23 protein-coding genes are annotated in these 21,688 nt (G+C 67.2%); 15 read left to right on the top strand and 8 right to left on the bottom strand.

Going from position 1 to position 21,688, the window contains the following annotated elements; all coding sequences use genetic code 11:
• Positions 1–51: 51 nt before the first annotated feature.
• Together OPU70_RS04065 and OPU70_RS04060 are read right to left on the bottom strand one after the other, a co-directional pair.
• Positions 52–327 (bottom strand): endonuclease domain-containing protein, encoded by a 276-nt coding sequence (locus OPU70_RS04065; protein WP_228385701.1) that lies wholly within the window; start codon positions 325–327, stop codon positions 52–54.
• Between the two features lie 426 nt (positions 328–753).
• Positions 754–2,853, bottom strand: a complete 2,100-nt coding sequence (locus OPU70_RS04060; protein ID WP_498557193.1) for a S9 family peptidase — start codon at positions 2,851–2,853, stop codon at positions 754–756.
• Between the two features lie 159 nt (positions 2,854–3,012).
• On the opposite strand from OPU70_RS04060, the gene OPU70_RS04055 reads away from it, so the two are divergent.
• The gene (locus OPU70_RS04055) at positions 3,013–4,377 is read left to right on the top strand and encodes an inorganic phosphate transporter (RefSeq protein ID WP_498557192.1); all 1,365 of its coding nucleotides are present in this window, start codon (positions 3,013–3,015) and stop codon (positions 4,375–4,377) included.
• Positions 4,374–4,709, top strand: a complete 336-nt coding sequence (locus OPU70_RS04050) for a peptidase (RefSeq protein ID WP_042541812.1) — start codon at positions 4,374–4,376, stop codon at positions 4,707–4,709. Before OPU70_RS04055 ends, OPU70_RS04050 begins: the two co-directional genes overlap by 4 nt.
• 25 nt (positions 4,710–4,734) lie before the next feature.
• Here the strand turns inward: OPU70_RS04050 and OPU70_RS04045 are convergent, their stop codons facing one another.
• Complete coding sequence (locus tag OPU70_RS04045) at positions 4,735–5,301, bottom strand: TetR/AcrR family transcriptional regulator (RefSeq protein WP_367820813.1); 567 nt, start codon at positions 5,299–5,301, stop codon at positions 4,735–4,737.
• 79 nt (positions 5,302–5,380) lie between these two features.
• Between OPU70_RS04045 and OPU70_RS04040 the strand changes: the two genes are divergently transcribed.
• The gene (locus OPU70_RS04040) at positions 5,381–6,295 is read left to right on the top strand and encodes a phosphodiesterase (RefSeq protein ID WP_498557191.1); all 915 of its coding nucleotides are present in this window, start codon (positions 5,381–5,383) and stop codon (positions 6,293–6,295) included.
• Between the two features lie 93 nt (positions 6,296–6,388).
• On the top strand, positions 6,389–7,849 hold the full coding sequence (locus tag OPU70_RS04035; RefSeq protein WP_042541809.1) for an aspartate ammonia-lyase: 1,461 nt from the start codon (positions 6,389–6,391) through the stop codon (positions 7,847–7,849).
• Positions 7,850–7,907: 58 nt separating this feature from the next.
• Here the strand turns inward: OPU70_RS04035 and OPU70_RS04030 are convergent, their stop codons facing one another.
• Complete coding sequence (locus tag OPU70_RS04030; RefSeq protein ID WP_042541808.1) at positions 7,908–8,777, bottom strand: fumarylacetoacetate hydrolase family protein; 870 nt, start codon at positions 8,775–8,777, stop codon at positions 7,908–7,910.
• An 87-nt stretch (positions 8,778–8,864) separates the two neighbouring features.
• Here OPU70_RS04030 and OPU70_RS04025 point away from each other — a divergent pair, with 87 nt between their 5' ends.
• The 5 genes from OPU70_RS04025 to OPU70_RS04005 all read left to right on the top strand — a co-directional run bounded on the left by OPU70_RS04025 (position 8,865) and on the right by OPU70_RS04005 (position 11,822).
• Positions 8,865–10,205, top strand: a complete 1,341-nt coding sequence (locus tag OPU70_RS04025) for a PrsW family intramembrane metalloprotease (protein WP_498557190.1) — start codon at positions 8,865–8,867, stop codon at positions 10,203–10,205.
• 13 nt (positions 10,206–10,218) lie between these two features.
• On the top strand, positions 10,219–10,401 hold the full coding sequence (locus OPU70_RS04020) for an alpha/beta fold hydrolase (RefSeq protein ID WP_042541807.1): 183 nt from the start codon (positions 10,219–10,221) through the stop codon (positions 10,399–10,401).
• A complete protein-coding gene (locus tag OPU70_RS04015) occupies positions 10,361–10,495 on the top strand; it encodes a hypothetical protein (RefSeq protein ID WP_257788275.1) in 135 nt (44 codons plus the stop codon). Before OPU70_RS04020 ends, OPU70_RS04015 begins: the two co-directional genes overlap by 41 nt.
• Before the next feature lie 222 nt (positions 10,496–10,717).
• The gene (locus OPU70_RS04010) at positions 10,718–11,086 is read left to right on the top strand and encodes an FKBP-type peptidyl-prolyl cis-trans isomerase (RefSeq protein ID WP_042541806.1); all 369 of its coding nucleotides are present in this window, start codon (positions 10,718–10,720) and stop codon (positions 11,084–11,086) included.
• A 181-nt stretch (positions 11,087–11,267) separates the two neighbouring features.
• Positions 11,268–11,822 carry a YceI family protein gene (locus OPU70_RS04005; RefSeq protein WP_042541805.1) on the top strand — a complete coding sequence of 185 codons (555 nt, stop codon included), beginning with the start codon at positions 11,268–11,270 and terminating at the stop codon, positions 11,820–11,822.
• Between the two features lie 28 nt (positions 11,823–11,850).
• On the opposite strand, the gene OPU70_RS04000 is transcribed toward OPU70_RS04005, so the two are convergent.
• Positions 11,851–13,143 carry an MFS transporter gene (locus tag OPU70_RS04000; protein WP_498557189.1) on the bottom strand — a complete coding sequence of 431 codons (1,293 nt, stop codon included), beginning with the start codon at positions 13,141–13,143 and terminating at the stop codon, positions 11,851–11,853.
• 185 nt (positions 13,144–13,328) lie between these two features.
• Here OPU70_RS04000 and rpsO point away from each other — a divergent pair, with 185 nt between their 5' ends.
• The 3 genes from rpsO to OPU70_RS03985 all read left to right on the top strand — a co-directional run bounded on the left by rpsO (position 13,329) and on the right by OPU70_RS03985 (position 14,932).
• Positions 13,329–13,598 carry a 30S ribosomal protein S15 gene (rpsO, locus tag OPU70_RS03995; RefSeq protein ID WP_017203073.1) on the top strand — a complete coding sequence of 90 codons (270 nt, stop codon included), beginning with the start codon at positions 13,329–13,331 and terminating at the stop codon, positions 13,596–13,598.
• A gap of 154 nt (positions 13,599–13,752) precedes the next feature.
• Positions 13,753–14,610, top strand: coding sequence for a hypothetical protein (locus OPU70_RS03990; protein WP_042541803.1), 858 nt, complete (start codon positions 13,753–13,755; stop codon positions 14,608–14,610).
• Complete coding sequence (locus OPU70_RS03985) at positions 14,603–14,932, top strand: transcriptional regulator (RefSeq protein ID WP_042541802.1); 330 nt, start codon at positions 14,603–14,605, stop codon at positions 14,930–14,932. The genes OPU70_RS03990 and OPU70_RS03985 overlap by 8 nt, the downstream gene beginning before the upstream one ends.
• Before the next feature lie 7 nt (positions 14,933–14,939).
• On the opposite strand, the gene OPU70_RS03980 is transcribed toward OPU70_RS03985, so the two are convergent.
• Positions 14,940–15,944 (bottom strand): isopenicillin N synthase family dioxygenase, encoded by a 1,005-nt coding sequence (locus OPU70_RS03980; protein ID WP_498557188.1) that lies wholly within the window; start codon positions 15,942–15,944, stop codon positions 14,940–14,942.
• A gap of 158 nt (positions 15,945–16,102) precedes the next feature.
• Between OPU70_RS03980 and efeU the strand changes: the two genes are divergently transcribed.
• From efeU to efeB, 3 genes are read left to right on the top strand one after another with little or no spacing between them, the layout of a single operon-like run.
• Entirely contained in the window at positions 16,103–17,053 is a 951-nt protein-coding gene (gene efeU / locus OPU70_RS03975; protein WP_311879294.1) for an iron uptake transporter permease EfeU, read from the top strand.
• Positions 17,050–18,282: an iron uptake system protein EfeO gene (efeO, locus tag OPU70_RS03970; RefSeq protein WP_498557187.1), complete on the top strand. Its 1,233-nt coding sequence runs from the start codon at positions 17,050–17,052 to the stop codon at positions 18,280–18,282. Before efeU ends, efeO begins: the two co-directional genes overlap by 4 nt.
• 22 nt (positions 18,283–18,304) lie before the next feature.
• Positions 18,305–19,618, top strand: a complete 1,314-nt coding sequence (gene efeB, locus OPU70_RS03965) for an iron uptake transporter deferrochelatase/peroxidase subunit (protein WP_498557186.1) — start codon at positions 18,305–18,307, stop codon at positions 19,616–19,618.
• Positions 19,619–19,634: 16 nt separating this feature from the next.
• On the opposite strand, the gene OPU70_RS03960 is transcribed toward efeB, so the two are convergent.
• Positions 19,635–20,498 carry a serine hydrolase domain-containing protein gene (locus OPU70_RS03960; RefSeq protein ID WP_498557185.1) on the bottom strand — a complete coding sequence of 288 codons (864 nt, stop codon included), beginning with the start codon at positions 20,496–20,498 and terminating at the stop codon, positions 19,635–19,637.
• On the bottom strand, positions 20,495–21,652 hold the full coding sequence (locus OPU70_RS03955) for an acyltransferase family protein (RefSeq protein WP_079112672.1): 1,158 nt from the start codon (positions 21,650–21,652) through the stop codon (positions 20,495–20,497). Before OPU70_RS03955 ends, OPU70_RS03960 begins: the two co-directional genes overlap by 4 nt.
• Positions 21,653–21,688: the final 36 nt, after the last annotated feature.

The following is a 21,688-nucleotide window of genomic DNA, read 5'->3' as shown; positions in this document are numbered from 1 at the left end:
TGAACTCTCCTGATCTCAGGCGGTCGTCTTGAACCCAGTTGGTGACGCCGTTCATCCCCGACGATGCAACTGCTGGGCGATCGCCGCACGCACCATGTTCAGGACCAGTTGTGGTTGGAACAGCACCTGGTGATAGTCGAATCGGAGCACGGTGTAACCGCGCAAGCGCAATCGAGCGTCTGCCTCGATGTCGCGCCGTCGATCCTGGGCGCTGCTGTGATGGGCGAATCCGTCCAACTGGACCGCGAGGCGATCACCGATCAGGGCATCCAGCGGGTGCCCGTCGACCCACACCTGCTGGACGGCGACCACCCCGATCGAGCGCATCAGGATGACGAAGTGGGTCTCGAGCCCGGAATCGGACAGGACGTCAGCGACCGCAGCGATGCGTGATGCCCGCGCACTGCGCCGATCGATGCGATCCAAGATCGGCGGAGCCGCAGCATCCGCCCGGAGTCGACAGCCGAGGCGACCGCATGTCTGCTGAATCCAGCCGCGTAGATCTCCCCGGTGTGTGCGGCTCCGTCGCGCTCGCGAAGCCAGTCCTCCAGTCGCATGCAGTCACTCTGCAGCGGTACGCCCTCTGGTGGGACCCGGCAGCTCTGATGTGAATCGAATCGGATCAATCGCCGAATGTGCAGGAGTGAGTGCGGCTGTCGGAAGCAGGAGAACAGCGCGAGATCAGGCTGATGCTGTGCGGTGCGTCCTGATCTCAGCCGGTCGCCCTGAACTCAGATCACCGAGTGTCGAGCGTCACTCCGAGGCGAGGCCCACCGTGTCGAGGATCCAGGCGAGCTCGAAGGCGCGCTCCTTCCACGAGTTGTAGCGACCACTGACACCGCCGTGACCGGCGACCATCTCGCATTTGAGCAGAGCGTCGGATGCTCCGGCGACGCGCAGGGCGGCGATCCACTTCGCGGGCTCGACGTAGAGGACTCGGGTGTCGTTGAGCGAGGTCACCGCCAGGATCCGCGGATAGTCCACTCCGTCCCGCACGTTCTCGTACGGCGAGTACGACTTCATGTACTCGTAGACGTCGGCACCGTGCAGCGGGTCGCCCCACTCGTCCCACTCGATCACCGTCAGGGGGAGCGAGGGGTCGAGGATCGTCGTGAGCGCGTCGACGAACGGCACAGCCGCCAGGACTCCGGCGAAGAGCTCGGGGGCGAGGTTCGTCACGGCTCCCATGAGGAGCCCGCCGGCGCTTCCGCCCTCGGCGACGAGGCGCTCAGGAGACGTCACTCCCTGCTCGATGAGGTGCTCGGCGCACGCGACGAAGTCGGTGAAGGTGTTGCGCTTGTTCAGCAGCTTGCCGTCCTCGTACCATTGCCGACCCATCTCACCGCCGCCGCGGACGTGCGCGACGGCGAAGACGATTCCTCGGTCGAGCTCTGAGAGCCGCGCGACCGAGAAGCCGGGATCGATCGAGTGCTCGTACGATCCGTAGCCGTAGAGGTGCACAGGTCGCACTTCCGAGCCCGGCTCGCCGAACGAGCGCTTCCAGACGAGAGAGACGGGCACCCGGGTGCCGTCCGATGCCGTCGCCCAGTCGCGCTTCTGCCCGTAATCGAGAGGGTCGTACCCGCCGAGCACGGCGACCTGCTTGCGCAGGTGTAGTTCCCGCGTGGCGAGGTCCAGCTCGTAGACGGTCCCCGGGGTCACGAACGACGTGTAGCCGAGCCGGAGGAACGGCGAGTGCCACTCCGGGTTGCCGCTGACCCCGGCCGAATAGAGCGGCTCGTCGAAGACGATGTCGTTCACCGCGTCGGTCGCGTAGTCGAGCAGCCCGACACGCTCGAGCCCCTCGCGGCGGTACTCCACCGTCGCGAAATCGCGGAACGCATCCATCCCGAGCAACCGGCGTCCCGGTTCATGCGCGAGGACCACATGACGGTCTCCCTGCGGGTCGGATGCCGGCACCGAGACGAGCTCGAAGTCCAGCGCGTCGTCGTTGTGCAGGATGTAGAGGCGGTCCTCGCCGTCGACCACGGCGTGCTCGAGGGAGTACTCGACGCCCTCACGGCGCGGCCAGACGATCTGAGGTGCGGCGGTCAGATCGCCCTCGAGATCGACGAGATACTCCTCGCTGGTGATGCTCGATCCGACAGCGATCACGAGGTACCTGCGGCTGCGGGTGATGCCGGCTCCGAGCCAGTACTTCTCGTCGGGCTCGTGAAAGAGCTTCACGTCGTCCGCGACGGGGGTGCCGAGGCGATGCAGCCACAGCGTGTCAGGACGCCACGCGTCATCGCGGGTGGTGTAGACGATCCCGGTTCCGTCAGGTGTGAAGAACGCGCCACCGGTGTCGGGGATCTCATCGGGGAGAGTCTCTCCGGTGATGAGGTCGCGCACATGCACTGTATAGAGCTCGTCTCCCTCGAAATCCGTGGCCCAGAGCAGCTTCGTCGCATCGTCCGAGGTGTCGAACGCGCCGAGCGAGAAGAACTCGTGCCCTTCGGCTTCGACGTTGCCGTCGAGCAGCACGGCCTCGCCGGGCACTGCAACGCCAGGTTCCAGCACCGGGGGAGTCCAGTCGTCCTCGGCAGCCGCGGTCCGGCAGTGGATGCCGTACTGCGCGCCCTCCTCGGTGCGGCTGTAGTACCACCAGTTCCCGCGACGCGTCGGCACGGAGAGGTCGGTCTCCTGCACGCGGCCCTTGATCTCGTGGAAGAGCGTGTCGCGCAGATCCGCCAGGTGTGCGAGCTCGTGCTCGGTGTGGGCGTTCTCGGCCTCGAGATGTGCGATCACCTCGGAGGAGTCCTTCTCGCGGAGCCATTCGTAGGGATCATCGAATGTGTCGCCGTGGTGCGTGCGGAGGGTCGAGCGGCGGTCTGCGATCGGGGCATCAGTCACAAGTTCCACGCTAGCCCAGGTCGAGTTGACCGGTACCCGAGAGGGTGGGAGGATCTACCGGGGCCGGTTAACGGAAGTAAAACCCACGGTGAACTCTTCGTTCGTCACGTCGATCCCGTCGACACCTCTCCTTTCTTCCTCAACGACCGAAAGCGAACGGTGGAAACCGCAGCCCTCATCGTCGTGCTGGTTATCGCGCTGGCACTCTTCTTCGACTTCACCAACGGGTTTCACGACACGGCCAACGCGATGGCGACCCCCATCGCGACGGGCGCACTCAAGCCCAAGACAGCGGTCCTTCTCGCGGCGGTGCTGAACCTCGTCGGCGCGTTCCTCTCGACCGAGGTCTCCAAGACCGTGTCGCACGGGATCATCCGCGAGGACACCATCCAGGGCGACGTGTTCCTCCCGATGATCTTCGCCGGTCTCATCGGCGCCATCACCTGGAACATGCTGACCTGGCTCCTGGGTCTGCCCTCGAGCTCGTCCCACGCGCTCTTCGGCGGTCTCATCGGAGCGACGCTGGTCGGCGTCGGGGTCGGCGGCATCGACTTCGGCATGGTGCTGTCGAAGATCATCCTCCCGGCACTCATCGCCCCGCTGACGGCCGGCATCATCGCGTTCGCGGCGACCAAGCTCGCGTACTCGATCACCCGGCGCTACGACGGCAAGCCCGACGGGCGGGACGGTTTCCGCTGGGGGCAGATCTTCACGTCATCGCTGGTGGCCCTCGCGCACGGCACGAACGACGCCCAGAAGACGATGGGCGTGATCACCCTCGCGCTCATCACGGTCGGCTGGCAGAACAGCGAGCAGGCGGACCCGTATCTCTGGGTCATCATCGCCTGTGCGGTCACGATCGCTCTCGGCACGTATCTCGGAGGGTGGCGGATCATCCGCACGCTCGGCAAGGGCCTGACCGAGGTCAAGCCCGCGCAGGGCTTCTCGGCGGAGAGCTCGACAGCCGCGACCATCCTCGCCTCCAGCGCCTTCGGCTTCGCTCTGTCGACCACGCAGGTGGCATCGGGTTCGGTCATCGGCTCGGGCCTCGGACGCCGGGGGTCGACGGTTCGCTGGCGGACCGCCGGTCGAATCGCCATCGGCTGGCTCCTCACACTTCCGGCGGCAGGTGCCGTCGGCGCTCTCGCGGCCCTGCTGATCACATGGCTCGGACTCTGGGGCATCGCGATCGACACCGTCCTCGCACTTGCCGTGATCATCGGCCTGTTCCTGCGCTCACGCAAAGATGCAGTGACCTCGGCGAACGCGATGAGCGACGTCGCCGAGTCGGGGCTCGCGATCGAGCACCCGGACACGACGCCGCCCACGCGCAGGCAGCAGCGGATCATCGAGGCCAAGGCCGAGGCGAAGGCCCGCGCAGAGGCGCGAGAGAAGGCCAAGGCCAAGGCCAGATCGGATGCGAAGGCGAAAGCTGCGGCGAAGGCCGCGAAGAAGGCGCCGAAGACGGGCGTCATGACGCAGACGGACAACCCGGAGAAGACGAACAGCGAGGAGTCGAAGTGAGTGTCGGCATCGACTGGGGCGCATTCGTCCAGGTGTTCCTCGCCGCTCTGATCGGCGCCTGCGCCGTGGTGACGTTCTACGCGTTCGGTCTGCGTCTGCTGGTCCGCAGCGGACACGCGCCGGTCGTGAGTCCGGCGGAGTTCACCGACGCCATCACCGTGATCTCCGAGAAGGAGCTCAAGCGGGCGGCGAAGCAGGCCGCCAAGGCGGCGAAGAAGAGTCCTCTCACCGAGGCGCAGCGACGCATCGCGCTGTACGGCGCCTACGGGTGCTTCGCGCTGTGCGCGGTGGCCGTGGTGGCCGGCATCCTGATCATCGTCGTCGGGCACTGACCGGAGTGTCCGGCGGCGTCCGGATTCAGCGCAGAAGGCCGGTGACGAGGTCGTCCACGATCTCGTCGGTCGACGTGTCGGGATCGATCGGAGACGTCAGCCGATCGAGCAGAAGCCCGTCGATCGCGTAGTGGAACAGCGCGATCTCGCGTCGGCCGCCGGGAAGCCCCGCTGCCGTGTTGAACGCGACATCCGCATCGAAGCCCGCTCGCTGCCATGCCCCCAGGAGGGCGGCCAGCTCGGGGCGACGGCTGCTCTCGAGCCTCAGCTCGAACAGCGCCAGCGTGACGTCGCGGTCGTCGGTCAGACGACGCACGATGTCTCTGACGTAGTCGGCGAAGAGCTCCCTGCTCGGCTGCTCGGATGATCGGCGGGCGAGGTCATCGTCGCTGGGGGCGAGACGTTCGCCGATCCGCTCGACGAGGCCCTCGATGAGCGCATCCCGACTGCGGAAGTAGTTCGAGGTGGTGCCCACCGGCACGCCGGCCACCATGTCGACGGCGCGGTGCGTGAGCCCGCGAGAGCCGTCCGTCGCCAGGACGCTCAGCCCCGCATCCGCGATGTTCCGTCGCCTCGTCTCGTTCTTCGCCATCCGAGCACACTATCGCGACTACTACAGCTGCCGTGGAGGTGTCATGGTCCGATGTCGCCGTGCGGCCTAGGCTGAGACCATGCCAGTGCCTTCCGACAGCGAGTTCGTCTTCGGTCGCCATGATTCCGCGAGTCACGTCATCATCCACGTGAGCGACCCGCACTTCCTGGCGAACGGCGTGCGGCTCGGCGGACGCTTCGACGTCGAGTCGAACTTCGCCCGCACTCTCGAGGCCATCAGGGCTGTGCATCCGCACCCGGCGGCGATCGTCATCACCGGAGACCTGGCGGATCTGGGGGAGCCGGACGCGTATCGTCGGCTCCGTCGTGCAGTGGAGCCCGTCGCGCGAGAGCTGGCGGCGCCGATCGTGTGGGTGGCAGGCAATCACGATGAGCGCCCGGCCCTGCGAGAGGGGCTGCTCGATCTGCCTCCGACCCAGGAGCCGGTGACGGGGGTGTGGGACCTCGACGGGCTGAGACTGATCGCGCTCGACACGAGTGTGCCGGGGTGGCATCACGGTGACCTGGACGCCGGTCAGCTCTCGTGGTTGGGGGAGATCTTGAGTGAACCGGCGCCGCACGGCACTCTGCTCGCGATGCACCACCCGCCGCTGCCGAGCCACCTGCCGCTCTTCGACATCCTCGAGCTGCGGCACCAGGACGAACTGGCGGCGGTCATCCGCGATACGGACGTGCGCGGCATCCTGGCCGGTCACCTGCACTACTCCTCGCACGGCACGTTCGCGGGCGTGCCGGTCAGCGTGGCTTCGGCGACCTGCTACACCATGAATGTCGCGCGCCCCGCCGCCGATGTGAACGGCATGGATGCCGCACAGGCCTTCCAGATCGTGCATGTGCGTCCTGAGACGATCACCCACACCGTGGTGCCCGTGACGGACGCGCCGACCGGAGATCACTTCTCGCTGGAATGGCTCGAGAGGATGGCGCGACTCAGCCCCGACGAACGACTCGAGGCCTTCTCGCGCAAACGCTGACCCGCCGTCGTATCCCTGGCGGCGCATGCACGCGGGCGTAGACTGGGAGCATCCCCCGCACCACACACTCGCCACTACCCACAAGGATGTGACATGGCTTCTGCCGCGCCTGCCCCCACCCGCACCGAGACCGACTCTCTCGGGAGCATGGAGATACCCGCCGACGCGTACTGGGGGATCCACACTGCCCGCGCCGACGCGAACTTCCCGATCACGAAGCGCCCGATCTCGGTCTATCCCGACCTCGTCGTCGCGCTGGCCATGGTCAAGCAGGCCAGCGCCAGGGCCAACCGCGAGATCGGGGTCCTCGACCCCGAGCGCGCCGATCTGATCGACCGGGCCGCTCAGCGTGTGATCGACGGCGAGTTCCACGACCAGTTCACCGTCGGGGTGATCCAGGGCGGCGCCGGCACCTCGACGAACATGAACGCCAACGAGGTCATCACCAACATCGCGCTCGAGCTCGCCGGGCGTGAGAAGGGCGACTACGCGTTCCTGTCGCCGATCGATCACACCAACCGCAGCCAGTCGACCAACGACGTCTACCCGACCGCTGTCAAGATCGGTCTGTCGCTGACGCTCCGGTCACTGCTGGAAGAGCTCGATCTGCTGCGCATCTCGTTCCTGCACAAGTCGCATGAGTTCCACGACGTGCTCAAGGTCGGACGCACCCAGCTGCAGGACGCTGTGCCGATGACTCTGGGCCAGGAGTTCCACGGCTTCGCCTCGACCCTCGGCTACGACCACACGCGCCTCACCGAGAACGCGTCACTGATGTTCGAGATCAACATGGGCGCCACGGCCATCGGCACGGGCATCACGACCCACTCCGACTACGCGCCCGCCGTGCTGAAGCACCTGCGCGAGATCACCGAGCTCGACCTGGTCACCTCCGCCGACCTCGTCGAGGCGACGAGCGACACCGGTTCGTTCATGTCCTTCTCCTCGACGCTGAAGCGCAATGCGATGAAGCTGTCGAAGATCTGCAACGACCTGCGACTGCTGTCGTCCGGTCCGCAGGCGGGCTTCGGCGAGATCAACCTGCCCGCCATGCAGGCCGGTTCCAGCATCATGCCCGGCAAGGTGAACCCGGTGATCCCGGAGGTCGTGAACCAGGTGGCGTTCGCGGTCGCGGGTGCGGACATGACGGTGACGATGGCAGCCGAGGCGGGGCAGCTTCAGCTCAACGCCTTCGAGCCCGTGATCGCTCACTCGATCTTCCAGTCGATCACCTGGATGCGCCAGGCGATGTGGACGCTGCGCGTCAACTGCGTCGACGGCATCACGGCGAACCGCGATCGTCTCGGCGCCATGGTCGGCGCCTCGGTCGGCGTCATCACCGCTCTCACGCCGTTCATCGGATACGCTGCCGCGGCTGCTCTGGCCAAGACCGCCCTCCTGACCAACCGGAACGTGGCCGACCTGGTCGTCGAGGCCGGCTTGATGTCGCGTGAAGAGGTCATCAAGCAGCTGTCGCCCGCGCGTCTGTCCGGACTCGAGGCGATCACCGCTGCGATTCCGGTGATCTCGTCCGAGGACCTCATCGAGATCTGATCTGCGAGAAGGGGCCCCGGCGCATGCGCCGGGGCCCCTTCTCATATCCGCGTCCGGCTCAGTCCAGCACGCGGCAGTGGGTGGTGAGCTCGCCGATCCCGTCGATGCCGACTGTCACGGTCGAACGATCGCGGAGGAAGATCTGCGGGTCACGGGAGTAGCCGGCTCCACCGGGGCTGCCGGTGGAGATCAGCGTGCCGGGCAGCAGCGTGAGCGACTGCGAGAGGTGTGCGATGAGCTTCGCGACCGATCGGACCATCTGGTCGGTGCTCGCGTCCTGCACGGTCTGGCCGTCCACGACGGCCCAGATGTGCAGGTCCTGAGGGTCGGCGATCTCGTCGGCCGTGACGGCGAACGGACCGGTCGGGGTGAAGCCGTCGAAGGACTTGCACCGTGACCACTGCGCCTCAGAGAACTGCACGTTGCGTGCGGTGATGTCGTTGACGACGGTGTAGCCCCAGACGTACGACAGGGCGTCGGCCTCTGCGACGTCTTTCGCAGGCGTGCCGATCAGCACGCCGAGCTCCGCCTCGTAGTCCACGGCCTCGCTCAGTGCTCGCGGCCACGACGTCGTCTGCTGATGGCCCGTGAGCGAATTGGGCCACAGGGTGAAGACGGTCGGAGCCGCGTCGGTCTTCAGGCCGAGCTCGCTCGAGTGTGCGGCGTAGTTCAGGCCGACCGCGAGCACCGCGGGGGGAGCGATGACCGCTGACGCGAATGACCAGCCCTCGAGCGGATGCCGGGTGGCGGTGCCGCTCTCGACAGCGGCGCGAAGCGCGGAGAGCATCTGCTCACCGCCCTCGATCAGCTGCTGAAGCGTCGCAGGGGGGTCGGGAAGGAGATCGGAGACGAGGATGGCATCGGCACCCTCCACCACTGCGAGATGCGCAGCAGGGGAGTCGGCACGACGCAGATGAGCGAACCGCATGCTCCTACGCTATCCGCTGCCCGGCTCGATTGCCTGGAGGAAGTCACCAGACCCGGGGAAGTTGGTTGTTCGCCATATGCTTTGGCTATGAGTTCCGGAGGACCGTCCCAGCCATCGCCGTACACGCCGCCGCCAGCACAGCAGCAGCCCCCGGCGTATCCTCAGCAGCCCCAGGCGTATCCTCAGCAGCCGCAGGCCGGTCCGCCGCAGTACTCCGCTCAGCAATACGCGCAGTCGAGCTGTGCGCCGACGCAGTTCTCGCAGCGTCCGGACTACGCGTCGGTGCTCGCCCAGCCGACCCCGTATTCCCCTCCGGCCCCTGCCGCCCCTTCGCCTGCCCCCGGTCTTCCTGCACTGCCCGCGGCGCGCCGAGGCGGACGAGTCGCTCTGTTCTCGCTGTTCGGCTTCCTCGGTCTGCTGTTGCTCGGCCTGATCGCCTACTTCGGGCTGTTCCTCGGCCCGCTCGCATCGATCATCGGGCTCGTGCTCGCGCTCGTGCCGCTCGCGATCGTCTTCTTCGTCGTGCGCATGATCGACCGGTGGGAGCCCGAGCCCAAGTCGCTCGTGTTCTTCGCGATCGCCTGGGGTGCCATCGCCGCCGTGGGACTCACCCTTCTCGTCGACCTGGGGCTGACCGCCGTCCTGGGGCTCAGGGGTGAGGTCGCGGGCGCTGTGATCCAGGCTCCCATCGTCGAGGAGTTCTGGAAGGGCTTCGGAGTCTTCCTGATCTTCCTCATCGCGCGTCGGTCCTTCGACGGACCGGTCGACGGAGTCGTCTACGGCGCGCTGGTGGGTGCCGGCTTCGCGTTCACCGAGAACATCCAGTACTTCGCGATCAGCCTCATCGAGGGCGGGGGAGAGCAGCTGACGGTGACGTTCATCCTGCGTGCGATCATGTCGCCGTTCGCGCACGCCATGTTCACATCGCTCACCGGCCTCGCAATCGGCCTCGCCGCTCGACGTCACGCATCCACAGGTGCAGCGCTCGGCTTCGGCCTTCTCGGGATGCTGGGCGCGATGGTGCTGCACGGCCTGTGGAACGGCTCGTCCTTCGCGAACTTCTTCCTCCTCTACTTCGTCCTCCAGGTGCCCCTGTTCGTCGGGTTCATCTTCGGCATCATCGCCTTGCGGCGAGAGGAATCGCGCTTGACGAAGGCTCGTCTGGGCGACTACGCGGCTGCAGGATGGTTCACCCCTGAAGAGGTCACGATGCTGGCGACCCCGGCGGGGCGCAAGACCGGCCTCGCCTGGGCCTCGCAGCTGCGCGGCGATCGACGTCCGCTGATGCGCGAGTTCATCAAGGACGCGACGATGCTGGCTTCCGTCCGTCAGCGGGCGATCACGGGCCGCGACCCGATGGCCCCGGCAGACGAACAGGCCCTGCTCGCACGCACTCGCGCCACGCGGGCCGCTCTGCTGGCGTACTGAAGAAAGCTCCGCCATGGCCGTCTTCATCCTCGTTCACGGAGCGGGAGACACGGGATGGTCATGGCATCGCGTCGCAGCCGCACTGAGGGATCGCGGACACGAGGTGATCGCGCCCGACCTGCCGGGTGATGACGAGTCGCTCACTCTCATCGACTATGCGGGACCTCGCTCTCGAGCGCCTGGGCGTCGTCGCTGACGAGATCCTGGCCGGCCATTGCGTCGCGCTCAGCCAGCCGGACGAGCTCGCATCGTTGCTCGTCGAGTTCGCGGCCGAGGCGCATCGCGTCTGATGTTGACGCGAGAGACGAATGCCCCGCAGCAAGACTCAGCGCCCGGTGCTGCGGCGATGCCTGCATGTCTACCCGGGCGCTGAGTTGATCTGTAAACAGGGTGCACCCGGTGCGGGCGGGTGTCAAGGGCTTGGAGGGTTCGAGTCGGCACACATCGCCGTTTCGCCCTCAGCGGAGCGATCGCGTTGACCGGCGACCCACGGCTCAGGTTTGATGGAGAGCATGACTGATCGCACAAAGCCTGAGTTCGACGCACCCACCGGGCCCGCCCCCGCGGAGCTCGTCATCCGAGACCTCATCGAGGGAGACGGCGCCGAGGCCAAGCCCGGCGACACCGTGACCGTGCACTATGCCGGTGTCGAGTTCGATTCGGGCGAGGAGTTCGACTCGTCGTGGGGTCGCGGAGAGACCATCCAGTTCCCGCTTCGCGGCCTGATCCAGGGCTGGCAGGACGGCATCCCCGGTATGAAGGAGGGCGGACGGCGTGAGCTCGTCATTCCGCCGCACCTGGCATACGGCCCCGTCGGCGGAGGCCACTTCCTCTCGGGAAAGACCCTCATCTTCATCATCGATCTCGTCGCCGTAGGCTGACCCGATCAAAGCCGGAAGGCGCCGAGACCCTCGTGGGTCCGGCGCCTTCTCCGTTGCAGGAGGTGAATCTGCGTGTTCGGGGAATACATGCATGTGCATGTAAGTTGTAACGCGTGACGCCGTGAACACGGCCCCTCATCCGTTGCCGCGTACTGCGGCTGATGTCTCCCGAGGAGAAACCATGACCAGCATCGACATTCCCGGTTACCGTCCCGGCACCTGGGTGCTCGACCCGTCGCACAGCGAGGTCACCTTCAGCGTGCGCCACATGATGATCTCGAAGGTGCGGGGCACCTTCGGCGTCAAGAGCGCGACCCTGATCGCCCCCGAGAACCCCCTCGAGGCCCGCGTCGAGGCGAGCGTCGACGTCACGTCGATCGACACGAAGGACGAGGGGCGCGACACGCACCTCCGTTCCGGCGACTTCTTCGACACCGAGAACTTCCCGACGATGGAGTTCGTGTCGACCGGTGCGCGCGCCGAGGGCGGCGAGCTCTTCGTCGACGGCGACCTCACCATCCGCGGCATCACCAAGCCCGTCAGCTTCGAGCTCGACTTCGGCGGTTTCGGCTCCGACCCGTGGGGCAACTACAAGGCCGGCGCTTCGGCCAAGACGGTCATCAACCGCGAGGACTTCGGCCTGACGTGGAACGCAGCACTCGAGACCGGCGGAGTGCTGGTCGGCAAGGACGTCACGATCAGCCTCGACCTGCAGGGCGCTCTGCAGCAGGACTGACCGCCTGATCTCGAGAACCCCGGGCCCATCAGGGCTCGGGGTTCTCTGCGTCGTACGCACGGAACCCCGGGCTGCGCCGTGCGAGCAGCGCGACCAGAGCGATCACGAGCAATCCGCCGAGCAGCGGGGGGAACCAGAGAGTGGTGAGGGTCGCGAGCGTGCCGGCGTAGAGGGCGCCGATGCGAGGGCCACCGGCGACGACGATGATGAAGACGCCCTGCAGGCGGCCGCGCATCGCGTCTGGCACCGCCGCCTGCATCATGGTGTTGCGGTAGATCGAGCTCACGTTGTCGGATGCGCCCGAGAGGGCGAGTGCCACGCACGCCGCGACGATCAGCCACACATTCGGAGCCTGTTCGGTCGCCCCGCCGGAGAGGGCCCCGGCCGCCAGGACCGCGCCGAGCAAAAGGATGGATGCGCCGTAGGCCTCGACCGCCCGCTCGATGCCGCGCCCGTGCCAGCGATACTGCACGACCCGTCCGGAGAAGAGGCTCGAAGCGAACGTGCCCGCTGCGACGGCTGCGGTGAGGATGCCGGTCGTCACCGCTCCTCCGCCGAGGAGGACCGTCCCGAGAGCCGGGAACAGCACGAGCGGCTGCCCGAAAGTCATGGCGATGATGTCGACGACGTATTGCATCCGGATGTTGCTCGCTCGGCGCAGGAATCGCCACCCGTCCACGAGCGACGCGAAGCCCGGCCTCACGATCTCACCCTCGGGGCGAAGCGGAGGCAGGCTCCACAGTCCGAGAAACATCGACAGCATCAGGATCACATCGAGGGTGTACGTCCATCCGTACCCGGTGAGTGCGACGAGGATTCCCGCGATGGCGGGTCCGGCCATCACCGTGAGTCCGAATGCCACTCCGTTGAGGGCGGAAGCGGCGGCGAGCTTGTCGCGGGGGATGAGCCGCGGCACGATCGCCGTGCGGGTGGCCATGCCGACCGAATTCGCCGCGGAGTTGACGATGCTCAGCACATAGAGCCACCAGATGGTCTCCGCGCCGCTCCAGGTGAGCGCCGCGAGCAGCGCGGTGGAGGCGAAGGTCACCGTGGCGGCGATCAACGCCACCCTGCGACGGTCGAAGGCGTCGGCGAGCATCCCGCCGTACAGCCCGGCGAGGACCATCGGCACGAGCCCGGCCACGGCGATCATCGAGACTGCGAAGGTGCTCCCGGTGAGCGCGAACACGTGCAGCATCACCGTGACGATCGTCAGTTGCCCGCCGATCCCTGCGAGGACCGAGCCGATCCACATCCGCGCGAACGCCGGGCTGGCCTTGAGGGGGCTGAGGTCGATCAGATGGCTGCGTGCGTCGCTCACGCCGGGTGTCCGTCATGCATGATTCGAGAGTATCCGAGGCGCCATCGCGCGAGCGCAGTCGCGGTCCTCCAGCGGCATCGAGTCCTGGTAGACTCTTCAGGTTGCCGTTTGATCGGCCGCGGATAAAGAGAGCTCACGCATCAGGCGTCGGGCACCGCGCAACAAGCAGAGAGGGGATCGAATCTATGGCACTGGAAGCAGACGTCAAGAAGGCGATCATCGAAGAGTACGCGACGCACCCCGGTGACACCGGATCCCCCGAGGTGCAGGCCGCGATGCTGACGCAGCGCATCAAGGACCTCACTGAGCACCTGAAGGAGCACAAGCACGACCACCACTCGCGTCGTGGCCTGTTCCTGCTCGTGGGTCAGCGCCGTCGTCTGCTCGGCTACCTCCAGAGCGTCGACATCGAGCGTTACCGCTCGCTGATCGCTCGCCTGGGTCTCCGCCGATAACGCAGAGCGCTCCAGCGTACAATCGCGCAGAACATTCTTGAGAAGGCCGCCCCAGGTGTGGGGCGGCCTTCGTCATGTTCCAGGGGTTGACCTCGCGCCAGCTTTCCCGTAGGAAAGTAAGAAGCTTTCCAAATGGAAAGCGCGAGGGGGCATCATGGAGCAGAAACCTGTCGACGGCTACGAGGTGCTCGCGCCTCCCAGTGCCGACATCGCTCAGAGATATCTCGATGAGGCGGCAGCGGTCGCCACGCGTCGCGAACGCAAGGTGGACCGTCGAGCACTGGCATGGCTGCAGATCGTCAATGCCGTGGCGACAGCGGCGTATCTGGCGGTGTTGGCGTTCGCCCTCCGGGCCGACAGCGTGCTCGCGTCACAGACCATCGTCTTCAGCTTCCTCCTGTGGGTTCAGCTCGCGAGTGGCATGGCGCAGCGCAGCGGCATGCAGCGCCGCCCCTCGTGGTCGAAGTGGCCGGCGCTGCTCGCGGGCGGTCTGCTCGTCGCCACGGCGCTCGTCGTCTTCGGCTTCGCCGTCTGGGCGCCGGGCTTCCCAGCCATCGGGGTGCTGATCCCACCCGCACTCGTCCTGGTGGGCTTGGGCGGCTACGGAGCCGTGCAGCTCGCTCGTGCGTCCGGCGACGTCCGTCCGCCGCGCTCGCACCCACAGCCACTTTCGCGCGTCATTCGTTGGGGGACGATCCTCGTCGGCGTCGCGCTCGGGGTGCTCATGACGCTCGCGTCGGCGCCGGACGGAGTGCTCGCGAGTGTTCTGGTCATGCTCGTCCTGCTGATGCTGTTCATCTGGATGTTCGCGTTCAGCAGCGATCTCGGGCTTCCTGCGATCGGCGCATCCTGGCGATGGCCGCACCTGGCGATCTTCGCGGTCGCGGTGTCGGCGCTCTCCGGAGCCGTGCTGCTTCCCGTTCCCCTCGACGCGGGAGCGCTGGCGGGGGCCGCCGTGATCATCCTGTTCGTCGCCGTCTCCTTCGTCCCCGGGCGGGCTCTCCGTGACTGAGTCGCCGCCGGCGCCGCATCCCCGTACCCGGCTCGACGACAACTTCGCGTCACCGATCCGCTTCTCGCTGATGGCCTCGCTCGGGGAGGGCATCGAATTGGACTTCGCGACACTCCGCGAGATCCTCCAGTGCGGAGACTCTCCGCTGAGCAAGGCCATCACGCACCTGCAGGCGGCGGGTTATGTCGTCGCCCGCAAGGGCAGTCTCGGCAGTCGTCCGCGCACCTGGGTGTATTCGACCGCGACGGGGCGAGCGGCCTTCGCCGGCCACCTCCAGGCGCTGCGCGAGATCGTCGCGCTCGGAGGCGGCCCGGCGCTGTAGTCGGTGGTCAGGCCTTCGTGGCGACCAGGTCCGGGTGGTGGATCGCAGCGACGTCGGGGTGGGCGCGCAGCCGTGACTTCATGGCGTTCTCCCCGTACGTCGCGTGGATCGGATTGCTCGGGTCCTCGGTGATGCCGGTCGCCTCTGCAGCGAGATCGGCTGGAAGGTCGAGGAGCGGCAGCTGCTGGTCGAGCGCCGGATTGAAGAAGAACGGGATCGAGATGCGCTCCTCCGGTGCCCTGGGGGAGATCACGCGGTGGTTGGTCGCCTTGAGATAGCCACCGGTCGCGTACTCCAGCAGTTCCCCGATGTTGACGACGAACGCGCCGGGAACGGGCGGAGCCGACACCCACTCGCCGTTCCGCTCCACCTGCAGTCCACCCTTGCCCGGCTCGACCCAGAGCAGCGTGAGCACGCCGGAGTCCTTGTGGGCGCCGACGCCCTGCTGGGGCTCCGGCTCATGAGTGCCCGGGTAGCGGACGATCTTGATGAGCGTCGAGGGGTCACGGAAGGGCTCGTCGAAGTACGACTCCTCCGCTCCGAGCGTCACAGCCCAGGCGCGCAGCAGCTTGTGCGCGACCTCGGTCAGAGTGTCGTGCCATTCGGTGACGACCGTCTTGAGCTCGGGCTGGGCCTCGGGCCAGAGGTTCGGGCCGGTGAGGCGGTTGAAAGCGGGTCCGCCCTCGACGGGTTCGCGCTCGGGGCCGATGTCGATCTGCTCGCGCCAGTCGATCTTGCCCTGCGTGCGTTCGCCGCCGACACGGGTGTATCCGCGAAAGTGGGGGCTGTTGACGTTCTCGATCGCGAGCTTGTCCTGTTCGGGCAGCGCGAAGAAGTCGAGCGCGGCCCGGTGCAGGCGAGCTTCGAGCTCGGGGGAGACCCCCGTGCCCGTCAGGTAGAAGAAGCCCACATCGTGTGTCGCTGCACGCAGTTCGTCCCGGAACAGTGCCGCGGCCTCGGGGCCGGCATCGAGCTGGGACAGGTCGAGGATGGGAAGCGAGAGATCAGCCATGCATCGAGCGTAAATCGGTCGCGAGGTGCGCGGTCGAGTGTTGCGTCGCATTACTCCCGCCGGTTCGAGCACGTGAATGAGGCGACCACGATCTGGTGATAACCTCTCTGAGGTAAGGGATGCCTTACCTCAGTCTTTTCTCAGAGAGTCTCCATTCCGTGCTCGCAACGTTCCTGATCGGTCTTCGCGAAGGCCTCGAGGCCGCTCTCGTCGTCGGCATCCTCGTCGCCTACCTCCGCCGTCTCGGGCGCAGCGACGCTCTGCCGAGGCTCTGGGCCGGTGTGGGGCTGGCGATCGCCCTCGCTCTGGGCATCGGCGCGGTCCTCACCTTCGGTGCCTACTCGCTCACCTTCGAGGCGCAGGAGCTCATCGGCGGCCTTCTCTCGCTGCTCGCGGTGGGCATGGTCACCTGGATGATCTTCTGGATGCAGAAGGCCGGGCGCACCATGAAGGCGACCCTCGAAGGCGGACTCGATCGTGCTCTCACGAACGGAGGCCTGTGGGCGCTGATCGCGATCGGCTTCGTCTCCGTGGCCAGGGAGGGGATCGAGACGACCCTGCTCCTGTGGTCGATGGTCCAGTCCTTCGGAGACGCCCCCTCCGCCCTGCTCGGGGCGATGCTCGGTCTCGTCGCCGCCGTCGTGATCGGATGGCTGCTCGCCCGCGGTGCCGTCCGACTCGACCTCCGCCGGTTCTTCACCTGGACGAGTGGCTTCCTCGTGATCGTCGCGGCAGGCGTCCTGGCATACGCGATCATGGACCTGCAGGAGGCAGGTGCCCTGCCCGGCCCCTTCACCTCGGCGGCTCCCATCGACGCCGTCACCGGCGCCGTGGCGCTCGGCTGGGCGGCGTTCCCGTTCGGATGGGCGTTCGACGTGACGAACGTGATCGCCCCGGACGGAGCATGGGCCACCATCCTGCAGGCGACCGTCGGCTTCATGCCGCGGATGACGTGGCTTCAGGTGACGGCCTGGGCCGCCTACCTCGTCGTCGTCGGATTCTTCTTCGTCCGCGGGCTGCGTTCCCGTCGGCCGACCACGCCTCGCTCGTCCACGTCCGCAGACCGCGACGTCTCGACTCCCACTCTCACCCAGCAAGGAGCAGCATGACCACCTCTCGCCGAATCCTCGGTGCTGTCGCCGCAGCCGGCGCGGCAGCACTCGTTCTCAGCGGCTGCGTCGCCAAGACCGATGTCGCAGCAGGCGCCGCGTTCGACGTCTCGTCGACCGACTCCGAGTGCGCGGTCTCTGCGACGACTGCCGAGAGCGGCACCCTCACGTTCGACGTGACGAACGACAGCGGCCAGACCTCGGAGTTCTACCTGCTCGCCGACGACGGACTGCGCATCGTGGGCGAGGTCGAGAACATCGCGCCGTCCGCCTCCCGCACACTCACCGTGGTGGCGCAGCCGGGCAAGTACTTCACCCTGTGCAAGCCGGGGATGATCGGCGAGGGCGTCGGCAAGTCGGAGTTCACGGTGACCGGAGACCGCGTCGCGGTCGAGGGTGAGGATGCCGACCAGAAGCAGCAGGCCGTCGACCTGTACGCGGCGTTCGTGAAGGACCAGGTCGGACAGCTCGTGCCGTCCGTCGACGAGTTCGTCGCCGCCTACGAGTCGGGCGACGACGAGACCGCTCGCGCGCTCTTCCCGCAGACTCGGGCCTTCTACGAGCGCATCGAGCCCGTCGCCGAGGCTCTCGGCACCCTCGATCCTCGCATCGACTACCGAGAGGTCGATGCTGTGGCGGAGGGGCTCGACTGGACCGGCTTCCACCGCATCGAGAAGGACCTCTGGGTGCCGGCGCAGGACGCCCTCAACGCCGACGGCGAGACGCCCGCCTGGCAGGACTGGGCGCCCTCGACGACCGAGGAGCGCGCCGGTTACGGTGACCAGCTGCTCGCAGACGTTCAGGAGCTCTACGACTACGTGCACTCCGACGACTTCACGACCGCTCTGGACGACCAGGGGATCGGCGGGATCTCGAACGGTGCGATCGCGCTGCTCGACGAGGTCGCGACCGGCAAGATCTCCGGAGAAGAGGACTGGTGGTCGGGAACCGACCTCTACGACTTCGCGGCCAACGTCGAGGGCTCCAAGATGGCCTTCTCCCTCGTGCAGGACTTCGCCACCGCGCAGGGCGATGACGGCGCCGCGCTCGTCACCGAGATCCAGGACGGATACGCGGCTCTCGACGAGTCGCTGGCAGCGCACGGTTCGCTCGAGGCGGGCTTCGTCGGTTACGCGGAGCTGACCGACGCCGACAAGCGCGAGTTCACCGACCTCATCAACGCTCTCGCCGAGCCGCTGTCGCAGCTCACCGGCACAGTCCTCGACTGATTCGAAGGGGACGATCCCGCCCGTGAACGAACGCGCGAACGATGCTGCGACTGCCGACTCCGCGCCGGAGTCGGCAGCCACGGCATCCCCATCAGCAGGCCTCAGCCGACGCGGGCTCCTCGGCCTCGCGATCGGCGGGGGAGTCGCCTCCCTCGCGGTGGGGGTGGGCGGCGGACTGGCCGGCGGCGTGGCCCTCGGCCGCGCCAGAGCCGAGGCGGATGCGCAGATCGCCTACGAGTTCTTCGGCGCGCACCAGGCGGGGATCACGACTCCGGTGCAGGAGCATCTGCACTTCGCGTCGTTCGACATGATGCCGCGGACCGATCGTGACGACCTGATCACGTTGCTGCAGGACTGGACGTATGCGGCGTCGCGAATGACCAAGGGCCTCGAGGTGAGCGCCACGGGCGCAGTCGGGGGCGACGCCGAGGTGCCGCCCGATGACACCGGTGAAGCTCTCGGCCTCCCTGCCGCCGGTCTCACGATCACGTTCGGCTTCGGGCCCAGCCTGTTCGAGAACGAGGACGGCGACCGCTTCGGAATCGCCGCACGCCGCCCGCAGAAGCTCGAGAGGCTGCCCGCTTTCCTGGGCGACGACCTCGACCCGCAGGCCTCGCACGGCGATCTCTGCATCCAGGCCTGCGCAGATGACCCGCAGGTCGCGGTGCACGCGATCCGCAACCTCAGTCGCATCGCCTTCGGGCGTGCTCGGCTGCGCTGGTCGCAGCTCGGTTTCGGCAAGACCTCCCGCACCACCTCCGCCCAGGCGACCCCGCGCAACCTGTTCGGATTCAAGGACGGCACGGCCAACATCCTCGCCGACGACGCCGCCGCGCTCGACGCGAACGTGTGGGTCGGCGAATCGGATGAGCCCGCATGGATGACGGGAGGCTCGTATCTCGTCGCGCGGAAGATCGCGATGCTGATCGAGACCTGGGATCGGGTGCGGCTCTCGGAGCAGAACACGATCGTGGGTCGTGACAAGGGCGAGGGGGCGCCGCTGTCGGGCGGCGACGAGTTCACCGCACCGGACTTCGGCTCGTCTGCGATAGACCGGAACGCGCACGTGCGGCTCGCGCATCCGGATCAGAACGACGGCATCCGCATCCTTCGCCGCGGGTTCAACTACGTCAACGGCAACAATGATCTCGGCCGCCTCGACGCGGGACTCTTCTTCCTGTCGTATCAGCGCGATCCGTCGCAGTTCATCTCTCTGCAGCGACACCTGTCGACCGACCGCATGAACGAGTACATCAGGCACGTCGGCTCGGGCATCTGGGCGATCCCGGCCGGGGCGAAGCCCGGATCGTACGTCGGCGCCGGGCTCTTCGCCTGACGGACGCGGAACGCGGTCAGGCGCTGAGAGTCTCAGCCACGAACGCCGACATGGCGTCTGCGCCGAAGTGGTCGTCAGCGGTGATGGTCACGACGGCATCGCCGTAGAAGATCAGCAGCTGCCCGTAGGCGCCGTGCAGGCGCCAGGCCGCGCCCGGGCCGTCCCATCCCGACAGCGCGTAGCGCTCGTAGCCGGGGTTCTGGCCCGCCGTCACCCAATCGGCGTGCATCGCGTCGATGACGGCGGCGGAGACGAGGCGCCGCCCCTCCCATTCGCCGCGATCGCGGATCAGTCGGCCCAGGCGTGCCGTTTCCTCGGTGCGCAGGGCGATGCCGCTGCCGCCGACGATTCGGCCGCGCGGGCACCGCTCCCACTCGAGGTCGTCGATGCCGAGAGGCGCGAGCAGCCGCGGTCGCAGGTAGTCGACGATGTCGCCGACTCGTGTCGCGAGCACGGCCATGGCCGTGTAGGTGCTCGCGTTCGAGTACTGGAAGACGTGACCACGCGACGGGCGCGAGAGGAACTCGCGCGCGAGGTCGGGCCAGTCGGTCATCATGGTCTCCGACCAGGGAAGGTCGATTCCGCTCGACATCGAGAGCAGGCGTCGGAGCGTGATCCGATCGACGCCGTCTCCGAGCGGGAGATCCGGGACGTACTCGGCGATCGGAGCGTCGAGCGACACGAGACCCTCGTCGGCGGCGATCCCGGCCGCGAGGACGCATACGCCCTTCGCCACCGAGTGGATCTCCTCGCGGACGTCAGCGGTCCACCGGTGCTCTGCGACGTCGGCTCCCACCAGAACGTGAAGCCCGTGGGCTCCGAATCCCGAGGCATCCGCGTGGTCCACCAGGCGGTCGCGGATCATCTCGGCTCTGGTCACTCCTTCAGGCTAGCCGCTGCCCCCTGGCGCGGCCGACGAGACCCGGTCGGGTCGCTGCGGTGGCCTTCGCGTCGAGCGAGCTCAGGATCGCGGAAGAGCCACTGCGGGCGGGGCTCGACCAGAGGACGGAAGAGCCAGCGCACCGGCTTCGTCGCGAGAGCGAGGGCAAGGACCACAGACAACAGGGTCACGAGCGGCAGCCACAGCCACGTCGGATCGAGATCGCGCAGCACGCCGGACTCGCGGAACGGGTAGAGCACGAACGAGTGAAGCAGGAACACGTACATCGTGTACTGGCCGAATCTCGTCCACCAGTATGTGCGTCGGGGGATCAGGGTGAAGAACGCGGCGCTCAGGAGCACCGCCAGCAGCATCAGCGCGATGCGCACGCCGCCGGCCCACCACTGCTCTCCGCCGAGGTCCGCGTACGCATCCTCGTAGAACAGCCAGTGGCGCAGGTCGATCTCTTTCCAGAGGTCTATCCAATGCCAGGCGGCGAAGCCGGCCGCGCCGAGCAGGGCGACACTGGCGACGCGGGTCCACCAGGGACGCGTCTCGAGCAGACGGAGGCGTGCGACCACGTCGCGCTCGCGCAGCCACCATCCGAAAGCGAAGAAGGGCAGCAGGCCGAGTGTGCGCGACAGCGAGAACGTGCTGTCGACGTTGGGGAGGTAGCCGACCCCGACTGAGATGATCACCGTCCACATCAGCGGCCAGCGCAGCAGCGCGAGGTAAGGGAGCACGAGGCGGAAGATGCCGAGTGCGAGCAGGAACCACAGCGTCCACGAGGGCTTTGTGAGGTTCGGGTCGGCCTGACCCTCGACCAGCCACTTCGTCAGAGTCCACAGGAGTTCGAAGATGACATAGGGGAGCAGGATGTCGGTGATCACGCGCGCCATCTGGACTCGCGTCGGCGACCCTGACTTCGAGAAGTAGCCGGAGATGATCGCGAACGCGGGCATGTGGAAGGCGTAGAGCGCGAGATACGCCGCCAGCGCGATGTCCGAATCGTACGTGAGACGCTGGATGGCGTGACCGAGGACGACCAGGACGATGCACGCGTAGCGGGCGTTGTCCCAGAACGGGACGCGCTTGCGAGGCTTCTGGACGGATCCGGTGGCGGGGTTCGTCGTGGCGGCTCCGTCGCTGTGCATCCTCTGAGGCTACTCGGGGAATAAAGTTGTCCGCAT

Source organism: Microbacterium sp. SWDP-B6, assembly GCF_059803615.1.
This window is presented reverse-complemented; position numbering and strand designations above follow the sequence as displayed.